We start from the raw sequence: 16604 nt of genomic DNA on the forward strand, positions 1-16604 counted from the left end.
ATAACCTCCTATAAAGTTTTTATTCATATGGTAAAAGTTTTTCTAAACGTTTCTGATCACACTTTTTGACTGTAGCATCTTTATTTAATTTCCTTTTACGGTTTGCACTCTTTTTAGTATTCAAATGATTCTTAAAACCTTTTTTTCGCTTAAATTTACCTTTTCCTGTCTTCTTAAATCGTTTCTTAGAACCTTTATGTGACTTCATCTTACCCATAGGTTTTCCCTCCTATTCTTATTAGCTTTTATCACTCTTTGGAGTAATAAACATCAACATATTTCTGCCTTCCATTGTAGGCTTTTTAGAAATCTTACCTATATCAGAAACTTGCTCAGCTAATCTATCCATTAATTCATAACCAAGATCTTTATGAACAATTTCTCTACCTCTAAATCTTAAACTAACCTTAACTTTATTTTTATTATTTAAAAACCTTTTGGCCATTTTAACCTTAACATTAAAGTCATGGTCTTCAATATTAGCACTTAATTGAACTTCTTTAGTCTTCATTACATTTTGATTCTTTTTAGCTTCTTTAGCTTTTTTAGCTTGCTCATACTTATACTTACCATAATCCATAATCTTACATACAGGCGGTTTTGCCTGAGGAGCAACTTCAGCTAAATCTAAACCTTTCTCTTCAGCTAAACTTAAACCTTTCTTTAAAGACATAATCCCAATTTGTTCTCCATCATTATCAACGACTCTAACCTCTCGAGCTCTAATTTTCTCATTAACTCGTAAATCCGTACTAATTTTACACGCACCTCCTAAATAAAAAAAGATGACCTTTTTGATTAGGTCACCCGCAGTTGCTAAAATTAGACATACATATCCCTAAAATAATAGTTTGCATGCTAACTTTATTGACCCAAAGCTACTATCTTTAGGTGAGAAGCGGATGACTTCTACTTTATTGTCTTTAATTAGTATAACATAGAGGTAAAAATTCGTCAAGCAAGTATTTTACTTTATTGATATATAGGTTAACATTTAGATTACTGTGAGAGGGGTTCTACTAGATAAATTTCTTAAAATTGTTGCGAACCCCTCTCCCAATAATTGTAATCAATTACTCTTAATTTTTATCCTCTATTTCATCTACAAGTTTTGCTTTAAATTCATCTACTGCAGTTGCTCCTAGATCTCCTTCACGTCTATGACGAACAGACACTGTCTTATCTTCAACTTCATTGTCTCCTACTATTAACATATAAGGGATTTGTTGCACTTGTGCTTCTCTGATTTTATATCCCATTTTTTCTTGTCTGGCATCTACTTCTACCCTAACCCCAGCATCTTCTAACTCTTTTTTAAGATCATAGGCATAATCTAGATGATCATCAGTAATTGGAATTATCTCTGCTTGAACTGGGGCCAACCAGGTTGGGAATGCACCAGCATAATGTTCAATTAAAATTCCCATAAACCGTTCTAGACTGCCATAAATAGCTCTATGAATCATTACAGGACGATGTTCTTCTCCATCTTCGCCAATATAAGTTAAATCAAAACGTTCTGGCATTTGGAAATCAAGTTGAATTGTTCCACACTGCCAAGTACGACCTAAGCAATCTTCAAGTTGAAAGTCAATTTTTGGCCCATAAAAAGCCCCATCTCCTTCATTAACTACATAATCTAAATCATTATCAACTATAGCTTCTCTTAAAGCAGCAGTAGCTTTGGCCCATAATTGATCAGATCCCATTGCTTTATCAGGTCTAGTACTTAACTCTACACTATATTTAAATCCAAATGTACTATAAATAGTATCAACTAATTGAATAACCCCACTTAATTCATCTTTAATTTGATCTGGAAGGCAGAAAATATGGGCATCATCTTGAGTAAAGTTTCTTACTCGCATTAACCCATGTAAAGTTCCAGATAATTCATGGCGATGAACTAATCCTAATTCTCCCATCCTAATTGGTAAATCACGATAACTTCTCATCTTATCTTTATAAACTAAAATACCACCTGGACAATTCATTGGTTTAACAGCATAATTTTCTTCATCAATTTCAGTAAAATACATATCATCACTGTAATGATCCCAATGTCCAGATTGCTCCCATAACTGCTGATTTAAAATAATTGGGGTCTTAATTTCTTCATATCCTGCTTTACGATGTTCTTCCTTCCAAAAATCTATTAATTGGTTTCTAACTACCATTCCTTTAGGATGGAAGAATGGAAAACCTGGCCCTTCATCCTGTAAACTAAATAAGTCAAGCTTTTGTCCTATCTTTCTATGATCTCGTTTTTTAGCTTCTTCTAATCTATTTAAATGTTCCTTTAAACCTTTTTTCTTATAAAAGGCAGTAGCATAAATTCTTTGTAACATATCATTATTTTCATCTCCACGCCAATAAGCACCAGCTACATTCAATAATTTAAAAGCATTTGTCTTTAGCTTACCTGTTGAGGGTAAATGAGGTCCTCGACATAAATCTATAAAATTACCCTGTTGATAAAAACTTACAGTATCATCATCTAAATCCTTAATTAATTCTATCTTATACTCTTCATCTAACTCTTTCATCTTAGCAATTGCTTCTTCTTTAGATACTTCTAAACGTTCAATTTTATAATCTTCTTTAATAATTTCTTTCATTTCAGACTCTATCTTATCAAAATCATGCTCAGATATCTTATCTTCTAGATCAAAATCATAATAAAAACCATCATCAATTGTTGGCCCAATTGCTAAACTTACATCATTATATAATCTCTTTACTGCCTGTGCCATTACATGAGCAGCAGTATGTCGATAAACTTCTAATCCTTCTTTAGAATCAATAGTAATAATTGCTAATTCAACATCTTCTGATATAGCATAATTAATATCAACTGCCTGTCCATCAACCTTTCCTGCTACAGCAGCTTTTCCTAGCCTTGGCCCGATATCAAACGCTACTTCTTTAATAGTAGTTCCTTGGTCATACTTCCTACTAGAACCATCTGGTAAAGTTACTTTCACTTTCTTCATCCTTTTATCCTCCTATATTTTAATTATCATTTTTTATAATAAAACTAAAATAACCTCTCCATCTCTAATTTAGAGACGAAGAGGTCGTGGTTCCACTCTAATTAAATCTATATTAATAACATAGATTTCGCTTAGTATAGATAACGGTTCTCACCGGGCTCCCTTACTTAATAATTGTTCAAGGGCCAACTCAAAGGTGGTTTTCAGTTAATTAACCTTAGGAGACTTCCAGTTTATAATCCCCATTCCCTTTAAAGGCTAAAATTAACATACTCGTCCTTATCAGTGTTATTACGATATTAACTTATCATAATTATACTTCTCCCCAAAACTAATGTCAAGCTTATTTTAGTATTTGATCTACTCAAGTTCATTAAGATCATTCAACTCACAATAATTACATCCCAAACAAATTGAAATCCGATCAGTAAAAATTTTCTTTAAGGTCTTAATTATAGATATCGGCTTATCAAAATGAATAATAATTTCTTTAGGAGCAATACTAATTAAAGCACTAATTAATAAATCTTCATCATGTAATTTATCATCTACCATCTGTAATATATATTCATCTAAAAAAATATTTTCTAGTACAATTCCGTTACTATCTAATAACTGAAAGTTACCATTTTTAGTCTTAATTACATTTACTAATTCATTCTTAGTTGTTTGATTATCAATAAATGATTTAAGCAGATAAATAAATTCTTGATTTTCACGTTCAACCATATAATCCTCTACTGCACCCTCAATAGCCAATTTTAGTTCTGCTAAATAGTCCTTCAGTCTAAATCGAATAAAACCTTCTAGGATGAATTCATCTTCTGACTTAAGATAATCAATAATCTCTAATAAAACTTTATTTTTTCGTTGAATTTTAGAGATGATTTCCTCATTATCTTGACTAACCAAAAAATTAAGTCTATCATATGCCATTTCTAAAATTATTTCTTTTTCTTCAGTAGAAAAATAATTATAATTATTTTTAAGAATTTTATCTAATAAATCACTTTCAAAATAATTAATAATTATATCTGATAAAGCATTAGCAATATACTCTCTGAATATATCTATTGAAAATTGCTCTTCCTCTTTATATTTACATTCGAAAAATACTATATTATTTTCAACAATTCTATTTATTTCAATTTCTATACCATCTTCTCGTAAAAAACCTAATTCAAAATACAATCTCTCTTCTAAATTGTTAATATAATTATTACTTCCAATCCTGACCAAAGTCATTTATCCCTCCCACCTCCTAAAAAACAATACTATAATAGTATATGTATCCTAAAACTATTATATACTCTAAAAGAGAGGGGTAAATGTCAATATTTTTATTTCAAAAACAAAATTCACTTATCCTTTTAGCAAATAATAAAGCTCTCCATTACCTTGGCCCGAAAAAATAAAAAATGACCTTTAACTTAATGTTTAGCTCTTTCTTTAATCTGTTCTATTTTTTCTTTGGATAGTCCACTAGCTTTAACTACCTTATTCATATCTACTCCTGTTTTTAATAGATTTTTGATCATTTCTAACTTACCCTCTTCTATACCTTCTTTCTTACCTTCTTCCTTAGCCGCTTGATAAAGATTAGTCATTTCTTTTGTCACTGTATCTTCACCTCCCAATGATTCCTCTACTTCTCTATAAAAATTAAGTTCTAAATCAGTTGGCAAAAACAAAATCCCATCTAAAAACTCAAAAACATTATATATTTTCTCCTTAGAAAAACCTTTATCTAATAAAAATTTTAATAATTTCTTCTTAAAATTATACCTTACATCTTCTTTTCCCTTACTCTCTAAAGTATATAGACCTGCTAAAATCACCATAGCAATAGGTTACATTTTTTATTACTATTATTATATCAAAATTCATTTGCAATATCTATCCAAATCTCTTGGGCCAACCGCCCTAGGAGGTCTAAATAATTACTCCTTTATTTTACTGGCCAACTACTAAGCTAACAGCATTCTTCATAATCTCTTTCGTCTTCCCACTCCCTTTACTACCCAAAAATAAAAAACACCCAGATGAATTCTAGGTGTTAAGATAATTAACTATTCTATTATCTATCTCATTTTTCTATTAAATTCTTTATTTCTTCTTTCGTTAAATTAGTAAACTTCTCTATCTTTTCAATACTTAACCCATCTTTCAGCATTTCTTTTGCCACTTCTATTTTCTCTTTTTTTCTGCCTTTTTTCTCCCCTTCTTCTAATCCTTCTTCTCTAGCTTCTTTAGCAGCTTCCTGTATATTCGTAATTTGATCATGAATTGCTTTCTGCCTACTCTCATAAATTTCTCTAGTTTCTTCATCATGACTTAATATTTCTAATCTTTCTGCCGCTTCTTTAAGTTCTTTCATTCCCTCCTCAAGCATTTTCATCACCTCACTTTGGGGATTTTTCAAAAATAGTGCCCAAGGAACTAATTTATCTTCTTTACTCTTATTCTCAATATCTTCAACACTTTCAAACTCATCTTCGTCTAACTTAGATAATTCTATAAAGTGGATTTCCTCCAAATCTGTTAATATCTCATTAGTTTCTTTTTCTTTAAGAATATACGCATTATGATATCTATTATTCTTCTTTAAATAAGTAAAATTTAAAATATTTATTGTCACTGTTCGCTCTAATTTATTATACGGATCACCAGATTTCATCTGTGACTCATACAACTTACTCCAATAGTATAAAGTCCTCTTTTTCATATTATATTGATTTTTAAGTTGAATCTCTATATTCACCTTACTATCATTGCTTGTAGTTGCCTTAATATCTAATCGGGAAAATTTATCGTCTTTCCAATCTTTATCTATATCCGGATTATCTATGCTTATATCTACTATTTCTTCCTCAGATTGCTTATTTCCAAATACACTGTTTAAAAAAGCAATTAAAATTTCTTTGTGGTTTTCAGAGCCAAATACCTTTTTAAAAACAAAATCTACTTTAGGATCTAATATATCTTCTGTCATATCTACTTATCCCTCACTATTCTTTATTCTATTATTATTATATCGCACTTTAGCTAAAATTAAAACAACCACACTTATTGAGATAGCATCAATTTTTTATAGATTAATACTTAAAGATTATTTTCCCAATCAAACAATTGCCTTTAAAGCTCTAGTTAAACCTGTTCTTCTTCCTATATTTATGCTAGGTATATTCTTCTTAGGCTGAGCAAACTTCTTTTTTAACTTACTATTTATCGTTTTAGATTCAATCTCTGTTAAAGTTTCTTCTTTTTTTATTTTTTCTTCCTTTCTCAAAAACAATTCTTTCAGTTTTTCTTTATTTCCACCATTAAACTTAAATGCTTGTAATCTAGACATTTGATCAACACCAGTCTTTGACCAAGCCATTGGTCTTGAACTTAATCTATCCGCCAATATATGGCTTATATGTCCCTCAGCACTACAACCAATTGTATCTTTATCTTGGGTATAATTTACTTATCCCATCCCAAAATTATTATGAATATAATAACACGATTTTCTAAGCAAACTCTTTCCCTTCTTACTTTCTTCATTAGATATTAATTCACTAAAAGCTTCTTTAACTAACTTTTTGTCTGATTTCTCTAATCCACCTTAGAGTTTTTCTTTAACTTCCTCATTTTTTCACTTTCAATTTTAATTATATATCACAAGATAAGTAGTCAAAAAATTAAAAAAAGCACCCTTTTAAGGGTACAAAAAATATAAATGGCACGGGAAGCAGGACTTGAACCCGCAACACCTGGATTTGGAGTCCAGTGCTCTGCCAATTGAGCTATTCCCGTACAATATATTAATTTACAATGTACAATTGATAATTGACAATTAAAATCAAAAACACTTAAAAAATATTAGGTTTAATCTTTTTAATTATAAATTCTACATTGTCAACTGTCAATTGATTTTATTGGTGGAGGTGGGGAGATTCGAACTCCCGTCCCCATAGAGTACCCTAGGAGTTTCTACGAGCGTAGCTTATGATTTAGTTTCGCAACTTTACCCCCCATAAGCAGGGTTTAAAATTGCTAGCTTGATAAGTTCACTATCTTCCTACAAGCTTCAGAAAATAGATAGCCTGCTTAATTATGACACTTATAGGCGCCCACAGACAAGACCCCTATAAGCGTAGCGGGTGCGTTACGCAGCCGCTAAAGCGTAATTATTATCGTTTGCAAATAAATTTAAATACTATTAATCTTACGAGTTTAATAGTAATCTCGGCTCGCTTGCTCCCTCATACTCTATAGGTCGATTTCCATGTACACCCCCATAGAATATTCAGAAGCTTTATTAAGTTGGAAATTAATTATACAATATCAATCACTAATTGTCAATTACTAATATCTTTGCCGGTCTTTCAATGCCCGCTGAATCTCACGTTGTGCAGTCTTACGTTTAATATCTTCGCGCTTATCATGAAGATTCTTACCCTCAGCTAAAGCTAATTCAACTTTAACTAGATCATGTTTAAAATAAAGCTTTAAAGGAATTAAAGTATATCCTTGTTGTTTAGTCTTTCCTATCAATGATTTAATTTGGTGTTTATGAAGCAATAGCTTCCTTTTTCTCTCTGGTTCATGATTATAACGATTACCTTCTTTGTATGGAGCAATATGCATATTATGCAAGAAGGCTTCTTCATCTCTAACCAAAGCAAAGCTATCTTTAAGGTTTACTTTTCCAGCACGAATAGACTTCACTTCTGTCCCCTGGAGTACAATTCCAGCTTCATAAGTCTCTTCAATATGGTACTCATGCCTTGCTTTACGATTCTTTGCAATTGTTTTCATCTTCTTCACCTCTTAACTCCTAAGAGAAGAGAACTCCTCTTATTACCAAGACCAATTATTATTATAACATAGATTATCCATATGTCAACAAAAATTCAATTAAAATCTACAGGGGTACCCCTGTAGATTAAATTAATCTTTAATCAGTTACTACTTCTAAATCAATTTGTCTTTCTGCAAGATCTACTTTGCTAATCTCTATCTTTATTTCATCTCCTAATTTATAAATATTAGCAGTTCTTTCACCTATAAAGGCATATTTATCTTCATGATAATGGTAGTAATCATCTAGTAATGTGCTAACATGAACTAAACCTTCTATTCCGTTATCTAACTCTACAAAGAAACCAAAAGGCATCACACTACTAATAACCCCAATATATTCTTGTCCAATCTTATCTTTCATATACTCTACTTTCTTTAAGTCTTTTGATTCTAGTTCAGCATCCATAGCTTTCCTCTCTTGAATAGAACAATGGTCTGCTATAGAGAATAAATTGCTTTCTAATTCTTCTCTTCTTTGTTTAGATAAAGATTGTTGGTTAATTACTTCTTTAATAATCCGATGAATCATTAAATCAGGATATCTTCTAATTGGTGATGTGAAATGAGAATAACAATCTGAAGCTAACCCAAAATGTCCTATATTTTGTATATGATAATGAGCTTGTTGCATAGTTCTTAATAAAACTGTACTAACTACTTTTTCTTCTGGTTCCCCTTCTACCTTATTTAAAACTGTCTGTAAGGCTTTAGGATGTACTTCCTCTTTTAACCCCTTAATATGATAACCTAAATTATGCAAGAATTCATTTAAGTCAGTTAATTTTTCCATATTGGGTTGTTCATGAACTCGATAGATAAAAGGTATTTCCCTATCATACATTGCTTCAGCAACTACTTCATTAGTTTTAATCATAAAGTCCTCAATTAATTTCTCAGCAACTCCTCTTTCTGCCTTAACTATATCAATAGGCTTACCATCTTCATCTAAAATTACATTAATCTCAGAAAAATCAAAATCAACACTGCCTCTTTCTGATCTAATCTCCTTTAACTTAGTTGATAATTGAGTCATTAGCTTTAATTTTTCTACTACATCCTGATATTCACTAATTAACTCTTCATCTTCTTTCATTAATATTTTATTAACCTTATTATAAGTCAGACGATGATTAACTTCGATTATACTTTCAGTCATCTCATAATCTAATAATTCTCCAGTTTCTAAATCAAAATCCATCAGTACAGACATAGCTAGTCTCTCAACATTAGAGCGTAAACTACATAGATTATTAGATAGTTTTTCTGGTAGCATAGGAATAACTCTATCAACTAAATAAATACTTGTACCTCGCTTACGTGCTTCTTCATCTAAAACCGTTCCTGGCCTTACATAATGGGTTACATCAGCAATATGAACGCCTAATCGAACCTTATCCCCCTCTAAATTGACGATAGAAACTGCATCATCATAATCTTTAGCATCTTCACCATCAATTGTAACCATCTTCACATCACGTAAATCTTTTCTTCTTTTTTTCTCATCCTCAGGTATTTCCTCTGGTATCTCACTAACCATTTCCATAACTTCCGCTGGAAAATCAGCAGGCAATTCTAGCTTACGAATAATTGCTTCTATATCAACACCAGGGTCATCTTTATGACCTAAAACTTCTATTACTTTACCTTCTGGATTTCTACTTTTTTCTGGCCAACTAGTAATCTTAACTATAACCTTTTGGCCTTCCTTAGCTCCTTTACTTTCTGATTTTGGAACAAAAACATCATGACTAATTCTAGAATCATCTGGAACTACAAAACCAAAATTATCACTATCCTCATATGTACCAACAATTTGTTGATTGGCCCTCTCTAGAATTTTAATTACTTCTCCTGATAATCGCTTGCCACTCTTCTTACTAGTTAATCTAACTACTACACGATCATCATGCATGGCTCCATTTAAATCTTTGAAATTAATATAAACATCTTCTTGTTCTGGATTATCAGGAATTAAAAATCCAAATCCCTTAGAGTGACCTTGTAAACGGCCTACTATTAAATTCATTCTCTCTGGGACACCATAACATTCTTTCCGATTCTTTATGATAGAACCTTCAGATTCCATCTTAGCCAATACTTCCAAAAACATATTTTTATCTTTTTCAGGAATTTCAAATACTTCTAATAATTCTTCAGCTGTTATTGGCTTATAAGCTTTTTCTTTCATAAAGTTCAAAATAGTCTTTTTTATTCTCATATTTGCCCTCCATTATCCTTTATATTCTATTATTTTCAAATTGAAGTTTTATATACTAACCTAATAAAAAAATAAAACTCCTGATTAAATGAAAATTTAACCAAGAGCCTTTAAACAATATGGATTGTCTATATAACCGCAACAACCAAAGATAATATCATAAATAAAACAGCCGCTACTGTAGTTACTTTACTTAAAACCTGATCAAGACCTCTTCCTTGGTCGCCAAATAAAGAAGTAGCTCCACCATCAATACCACCTAATCCTGCACTTTTACCTGATTGTAATAATACTGAAACAATCAATGTAATAGATACAATAATTAATAATACTTTAAGGAAAAATACCATCTATTCTACCTCCTTGTTAAAATACCAATAAATATTTTAACACACTTAAAATAAAAAAGCAATCTATATAATTCCAAAAAAATAGTCAATTAATAATATAAGGGCAGGTTACCCTGCCCTTAATAATTTAACTTAACTTAAATTTATAGATTGTAAAAATTAGCTAATCCATTATATTGACCAGTCACAGCTAATCTTTCTTCAATTCTTAATAACTGATTATACTTGGCCATTCTATCAGACCGAGAAGCAGAACCAGTTTTAATTTGACCAGCATTAGTAGCAACCACTAAATCAGCAATTGTATCATCAGCAGTCTCTCCAGATCTATGAGATACAACAGCAGTCATATTATTTCTCTTAGCTAATTCAATAGCATCAAGAGTTTCAGTAATTGTACCAATTTGATTAACCTTAATTAAGATAGAATTAGCAGCACCTAACTCAATTCCTTTAGCTAAAAATTCAGTATTAGTAACAAATAGATCGTCACCAACAATCTGAATCTTATCTCCTAATGCTTCATTTAATTTCACCCAACCATCCCAGTCATCTTCATCTAATCCATCTTCGATAGACTGAATTGGATACTTATCAACTAGCTCAGCATAAAACTCAACCATTTCTTCACTAGTTCTTACTGCTCCTTCACGCTTGAAGTTATACTTTCCATCTTCATAGAATTCACTAGCAGCTGCATCTAAAGCAAGTACGATATCATCACCAGGAGCATAACCAGCTTTTTCAATTGCTTCTAGAATTATTTCAATAGCTCCTTCAGTACCATCAATATCACGCGGAGCAAATCCACCTTCATTACCTACTGCAGTTACATCTCCTTTTTCAGCTAAGATACCTTGTAAAGCATGGAAGATTTCAGAACCAGCTTGTAATCCTCTCTTATAATTATCGAATCCAACTGGCATAATCATAAACTCTTGAATATCTACAGCAGAATCAGCATGCTCTCCACCATTTAGAATATTCATCATAGGCACTGGTAACTCTTTAGCGTTAACTCCACCTAAATACTGATATAGTGGTAAACCTAATTGATTAGCAGCTGCTTTAGCTACTGCCATAGAAACACCTAAAATAGCATTAGCACCAAGATTTTCTTTTTTTGCAGTTCCATCTAATTCAATCATTAAATTATCAATTGTAACTTGTTCGTCTGCAGGTAAACCAATAATTTCAGGGGCAATATCTTCATTAACATGACTAACTGCTTTTTGAACACCTTTCCCTCGATATCGTTCTTCACCATCTCGTAATTCTAAAGCTTCATTTTCACCAGTAGAAGCTCCAGAAGGAACAGCAGCTCTTCCCATAGCACCTCCTGCTAAATAAACATCTACCTCAACAGTTGGATTACCTCTTGAATCAAGAATTTCTCTAGCTAAAACTTCAACAATTTCTAACATATTTATACCCTCCTAGTTTTTAATTGATTACTTACTAATTATTTTCTACAATAAGTTGTTGGCCTGTCATTTCTTCAGGAACCTCAAGTCCTAATAAGTTTAACATGGTAGGAGCAAAATCAGCTAATTTTCCATCTTTAATTAATTTAGCATCCTTATGCTTCGGATTTACATAGATAAATGGAACTGGGTTAGTTGTATGAGCAGTAAATGGCTCTCCAGTTTCATAATCTACCATCTGCTCACCATTACCATGATCAGCAGTAATTAAGGCTGATCCTCCTTGCTCTAAAATAGCATCTACAGTCTTACCTAAACATTCATCAACTACTTCTAAAGCTTCAACTTCAGCATCAAAATCTCCTGTATGACCTACCATATCAGGATTAGCATAATTTAAAACAACTACATCATAATCCTGTTCAGCAATCTTTTCTACTAAATTATCTGTAACCTCATAAGCACTCATTTCAGGTTTTTGATCATAAGTAGCAACATCTGGAGAAGAAATAAGTTCTCGGTCCTCTCCCTTGAATGCTTCTTCTTTACCACCATTAAAGAAGAAAGTTACATGAGCATACTTTTCTGTTTCAGCTGTTCTTAACTGCTTTAAATCATTATCAGCAAGAACTTGGCTGAAGATATTCTCTAATTCAACTGGTGGAAAAGCAACAGGTGCATCAATAGTTTCGTCATACTCAGTCATACAAACTAAGTGTGCGTTTGAATAACTAGATCTATCAAAACCATTAAAGTCTGTATCATTTAAAGCTCGAGTTAATTGTCGAGCTCTATCAGCTCTAAAATTAAAGAAGATAATTGAATCATCCTCTGCAACTTCACTATTATCAGTAATTACTGTAGGAATTACAAACTCATCTGTTACATCTTCTTGGTAAGAAGCTTCAATAGCTTCTAGAGCAGACTTAGCTCTATTACCTTCAGCAAGACACATAGCATTATAGGCTTTTTCTGTTCGTTCCCAGTTATTATCACGATCCATATAATAATAACGTCCACCAATAGTTGCTATCTGTCCTACACCTAATTCTTTCATCTTATCTTCTAGTTGCTCTACATATTTTTTGGCACTTTGAGGAGGAGTATCCCGTCCATCTAAAATAGCATGAACATAAACATCTTCTATACCTACTCTTTCAGCCATTTCTAATAAACCAAATAAATGATTAATATGACTATGAACTCCACCATCAGAAAGTAATCCTACTAAATGTAAAGCAGTACCTTGGTTCTTAACTTTTTCTATCGCTTTAGCTATAGCTTCATTATCAACTAATTCATTATTTCTAACTGCCATATTAATTCTGGTAAAATCTTGATATACAACCCGACCAGCACCTAAATTCATGTGACCAACTTCTGAATTACCCATTTGTCCGTCAGGTAATCCTACTGCTTTCCCAGAAGCTTCCACAGTTGTGCTTGGGTATTCATTCGATAATTTATCAAAATTTGGTGTATTTGCAGCTTTAACACCATTCATTTTTTCATTCGAATTACAACCAAACCCATCTAATATTATTAATGCTAACGGCTTTGGTGCTGCCACATTTATCACCTCTCTATACTATTTAAACTTCACTATCTTAGAGAAAGATTCAGCTTCTAAACTAGCGCTTCCTACTAAGGCACCATCAATATTTGGCTGAGCCATAATCTCTTCTACATTCCATGGCTTAACGCTGCCACCATATTGAATTCTAATTGCTTCAGCAGTCTCTTCATCATACATTTTAGCAACTGTTTCTCTAATAAATTTAATGATTTCTTCAGCTTGCTCTGGTGTAGCACTTTCTCCAGTACCAATAGCCCATAATGGCTCATAAGCTAGCACCATATCTTTTACATCTTCTGCTTCAATACCAGATAAATCAGCTTCTAATTGAAACTTTACTCTAGCAAAATGTTCACCAGCTTCTCTTTCTGCTAATTTTTCTCCAATACATAAAATAGGCTTAATATCATTAGCAAAAGCTGTTTTTAGCTTTAAGTTAAGCAATTGATCATCTTCACCAAAAATTTCTCTTCTTTCTGAGTGACCAATGATTGCATATTCACAACCAACAGATTTAATCATAGCTGGAGATAGTTCACCAGTATAAGCACCACTTTCCTTGTAGTACATATTCTCAGATCCAAGTTTAACATTAGTATCAGCTAATACTTCGTTTAGTGGATATAAATCAATTGCTGGAGCACAAATTCCTGCTTCTACATCATCTACATCAGCAACTAACTCTTTAAATTCTTTTGCCATTTCTACTGCTTCCTCAACAGTTTTATGCATCTTCCAATTAGCACACATAAAAGGTGTACGCATAAAAATCACTCCTTCTGTAGTTTAAATTATACTTTGAAATTATGTAAATATCCCTTAAAAATAAGGATAAGGTGGAGGCAAAGGAAAAATTTAACCCTAGCCTCAACCCAAAACTATATTTACTTATTATCTAGTGCTTCTACCGCTTGTAATGGCTTTCCTTCAAAGAATTGTAGTGAAGCTCCACCACCAGTAGAAATATGTGTCATTTCAGATTCCAAACCTGCCTTCTTAACAGCAGCTGCAGAATCTCCACCACCAATAATAGTCATTGCATCAAGATTGGCTAAAGTCTTAGCTACTTGATTAGTTCCTTTAGCAAAAGCATCCATTTCAAAGACACCCATTGGTCCATTCCAAACTACTGTTTTAGCATCTTTAAGTACTGCACTAAACTTCTCTATAGTTTTAGGGCCAATGTCTAAAGCTTGCCAACCTTCTTCAATCTCATCAGCTGGTACAGCTTTATTATCAGCATCAGCAGCAAAGTCATCAGCAATTACTACATCTTCAGGTAGTACTAAATTAACTCCTTTAGCCTTAGCTTTTTCAATTAGTTCACCAGCTAAATCAATTTTATCTTCTTCAACTAAAGAATCACCAGTTTCATAACCTTGAGCAGCAATAAAGGTATTGGCCATTCCACCACCAATTAATAAAGCATCTACCTTTTCAATTAAAGTTTCAATAACTCCAATCTTATCAGATACTTTAGCACCACCAATAATTGCTACATAAGGATGCTCTGGATTATAAACTGCTTGGCCCATTGTTTCTAATTCATTTTGAATTAAGAAACCAGCAACAGCTTCATCTACATAATCAGCAACTCCTGCAGTAGAAGCATGAGCTCTGTGAGTAGCACCAAAAGCATCATTAACATAGATATCAGCAAATTGAGCTAATTGCTTAGAGAATTCTGGATCATTCTTCTTTTCACCAGGATTAAATCTAGTATTCTCTAATAATACAACATCACCTTTTTCCATATTAGCAACTGCTTTTTGCGCATCTTCTTCAACAGTATCATCCACTTTAGTAACTTTTTTATTTAATTTATTAGATAAAACTTGAGCTACAGGATCTAAACGTAAGTCCTCTTTAACTTCTCCACCTGGACGACCAAAGTGGGCCATTAAAATAACTTTAGCATCATGCTTAAGTAGATACTTGATTGTAGGCAAAGCAGCTTCAACTCTTGTTGCATCAGTTACATTACCTTCATCATCAACAGGTACATTAAAATCAACTCTTACTAAAACCTGCTTATCATCTACATTAACATTCTTTAGAACCTTCTTATCCATGCTTACACCTCCGTGATTTTTAATTGATACGTAAAATCAATTATTATCCTAATATAATAAGGTAGGGCCACACAAAAGTTGGCCCCACAATTAATTTCTATTAACCAATCATCTTAAGAGCTAAGTCAATAACTCGATTAGTATAACTTAATTCGTTATCATACCAAGAAATGATCTTAACCATATTATCAGCAACTTGCATAGTCGCTCCAGCATCAACTTTAGAAGATTCAAATTGACCCATAATATCTCGAGAAACAAGTGGCTCTTCAGTATAACCTAATACGCCTTCCATTTCTCCTTCAGCTTTTGCTTTAAGAGCAGCATTTACTTCTTCTGCAGTTACATCTTGTTCTAGAGTAAATACTCCATCAACGCAAGAACCATTAGGAACTGGAACTCGCATAGCCATACCATCAATCTTACCTTCTAATTCAGGTAATACCTTAGTAGTAGCAATTGCTGCACCAGTAGTTGTAGGAATAATATTTTCAGCAGCAGTTCTACCTCTTCTTGTTTTGCTTGCAGGAGCATCTAAGATAGCCTGGCTAGCAGTATATCCGTGCACAGTAGTAATTAATCCTTTTTCAATACCAAACTCATCATTTAACGCTTTAGCTAATGGAGCTAAGCAATTAGTTGTACATGATGCATTAGAAACAATCTTATCATCATCAGATAACTCATCACCATTAACACCTAATACGATAGTATTATCAAGCTCATCTTTAGCAGGTACAGTTAATAGAACTTTGTCGGCTCCAGCTTCTAAATGCTGTTCTAAATCTTCTTTGTATCTAAATACTCCAGTAGACTCAATTACAAGGTCTACATCCTTTTCATCCCAAGGTAATTCAACAGGATTCTTAATTGCAGTAACTTCAATCTCTTTACCATTAACAACTAAGTTCCCATTATTAGTATCTACTGTACCATCAAACTTACCATGTACAGAATCATACTTAAGTAAATAAGCTAAATTTTCTACATCAACTAAGTCGTTGATAGCAACAATCTCTAAGTCTACACCTCTTTGATTAATAAGTCTTAAGAAACCTCTCCCAATTCGTCCAAATCCATTAATTGCAACTTTTTTTGTCATTTTAACTCCCCCTTATTT

Annotated in this window: 14 protein-coding genes, 1 tRNA gene, 1 other RNA gene, 1 pseudogene and 1 other annotated feature; all 17 genes and pseudogenes read right to left on the bottom strand. The window is 32.4% G+C overall.

All coding sequences use genetic code 11. From position 1 onward, the window contains the following. Nucleotides 1-19: 19 nt before the first annotated feature. Nucleotides 20-217, bottom strand: a complete 198-nt coding sequence (rpmI, locus tag HALHA_RS10240; protein ID WP_015327694.1) for a 50S ribosomal protein L35 — start codon at nucleotides 215-217, stop codon at nucleotides 20-22. Between the two features lie 21 nt (nucleotides 218-238). Continuing rightward, the gene (infC, locus tag HALHA_RS10245) at nucleotides 239-787 is read right to left on the bottom strand and encodes a translation initiation factor IF-3 (protein ID WP_015327695.1); all 549 of its coding nucleotides are present in this window, start codon (nucleotides 785-787) and stop codon (nucleotides 239-241) included. A 292-nt stretch (nucleotides 788-1079) separates the two neighbouring features. After that, nucleotides 1080-2993 (bottom strand): threonine--tRNA ligase, encoded by a 1914-nt coding sequence (gene thrS / locus HALHA_RS10250; protein WP_015327696.1) that lies wholly within the window; start codon nucleotides 2991-2993, stop codon nucleotides 1080-1082. 68 nt (nucleotides 2994-3061) lie between these two features. Then, nucleotides 3062-3288 (bottom strand) — a binding site (T-box leader). A 65-nt stretch (nucleotides 3289-3353) separates the two neighbouring features. Next, on the bottom strand, nucleotides 3354-4238 hold the full coding sequence (ytxC, locus tag HALHA_RS10255; RefSeq protein WP_015327697.1) for a putative sporulation protein YtxC: 885 nt from the start codon (nucleotides 4236-4238) through the stop codon (nucleotides 3354-3356). 185 nt (nucleotides 4239-4423) lie between these two features. After that, nucleotides 4424-4834, bottom strand: coding sequence for a hypothetical protein (locus tag HALHA_RS10260; protein ID WP_015327698.1), 411 nt, complete (start codon nucleotides 4832-4834; stop codon nucleotides 4424-4426). A 245-nt stretch (nucleotides 4835-5079) separates the two neighbouring features. Continuing rightward, a complete protein-coding gene (locus HALHA_RS10265; protein WP_015327699.1) occupies nucleotides 5080-5985 on the bottom strand; it encodes an Rpn family recombination-promoting nuclease/putative transposase in 906 nt (301 codons plus the stop codon). A gap of 129 nt (nucleotides 5986-6114) precedes the next feature. Continuing rightward, nucleotides 6115-6438, bottom strand: a pseudogene (locus HALHA_RS13745) (UPF0236 family transposase-like protein); the annotation flags it as partial. A 280-nt stretch (nucleotides 6439-6718) separates the two neighbouring features. Then, a tRNA-Trp gene (locus HALHA_RS10275) sits at nucleotides 6719-6794 on the bottom strand. 123 nt (nucleotides 6795-6917) lie between these two features. Continuing rightward, nucleotides 6918-7278: a transfer-messenger RNA gene (gene ssrA, locus HALHA_RS13345) on the bottom strand. Between the two features lie 68 nt (nucleotides 7279-7346). After that, on the bottom strand, nucleotides 7347-7799 hold the full coding sequence (gene smpB, locus HALHA_RS10280; RefSeq protein ID WP_015327701.1) for an SsrA-binding protein SmpB: 453 nt from the start codon (nucleotides 7797-7799) through the stop codon (nucleotides 7347-7349). A 139-nt stretch (nucleotides 7800-7938) separates the two neighbouring features. Continuing rightward, nucleotides 7939-10062, bottom strand: coding sequence for a ribonuclease R (gene rnr, locus HALHA_RS10285; RefSeq protein WP_015327702.1), 2124 nt, complete (start codon nucleotides 10060-10062; stop codon nucleotides 7939-7941). 128 nt (nucleotides 10063-10190) lie between these two features. Then, complete coding sequence (gene secG, locus HALHA_RS10290) at nucleotides 10191-10412, bottom strand: preprotein translocase subunit SecG (protein WP_015327703.1); 222 nt, start codon at nucleotides 10410-10412, stop codon at nucleotides 10191-10193. A 143-nt stretch (nucleotides 10413-10555) separates the two neighbouring features. After that, the gene (eno, locus tag HALHA_RS10295) at nucleotides 10556-11836 is read right to left on the bottom strand and encodes a phosphopyruvate hydratase (RefSeq protein ID WP_015327704.1); all 1281 of its coding nucleotides are present in this window, start codon (nucleotides 11834-11836) and stop codon (nucleotides 10556-10558) included. A 34-nt stretch (nucleotides 11837-11870) separates the two neighbouring features. Continuing rightward, the gene (gene gpmI, locus HALHA_RS10300; protein ID WP_015327705.1) at nucleotides 11871-13406 is read right to left on the bottom strand and encodes a 2,3-bisphosphoglycerate-independent phosphoglycerate mutase; all 1536 of its coding nucleotides are present in this window, start codon (nucleotides 13404-13406) and stop codon (nucleotides 11871-11873) included. Between the two features lie 18 nt (nucleotides 13407-13424). Continuing rightward, a complete protein-coding gene (gene tpiA, locus HALHA_RS10305; RefSeq protein ID WP_015327706.1) occupies nucleotides 13425-14177 on the bottom strand; it encodes a triose-phosphate isomerase in 753 nt (250 codons plus the stop codon). A 119-nt stretch (nucleotides 14178-14296) separates the two neighbouring features. Next, nucleotides 14297-15484 carry a phosphoglycerate kinase gene (locus HALHA_RS10310; RefSeq protein ID WP_015327707.1) on the bottom strand — a complete coding sequence of 396 codons (1188 nt, stop codon included), beginning with the start codon at nucleotides 15482-15484 and terminating at the stop codon, nucleotides 14297-14299. A 100-nt stretch (nucleotides 15485-15584) separates the two neighbouring features. Then, complete coding sequence (gene gap / locus HALHA_RS10315; protein ID WP_015327708.1) at nucleotides 15585-16586, bottom strand: type I glyceraldehyde-3-phosphate dehydrogenase; 1002 nt, start codon at nucleotides 16584-16586, stop codon at nucleotides 15585-15587. Nucleotides 16587-16604 lie beyond the last annotated feature (18 nt).

The sequence above is a fragment of the Halobacteroides halobius DSM 5150 genome (assembly GCF_000328625.1).
GTDB lineage: Bacteria > Bacillota > Halanaerobiia > Halobacteroidales > Halobacteroidaceae > Halobacteroides > Halobacteroides halobius.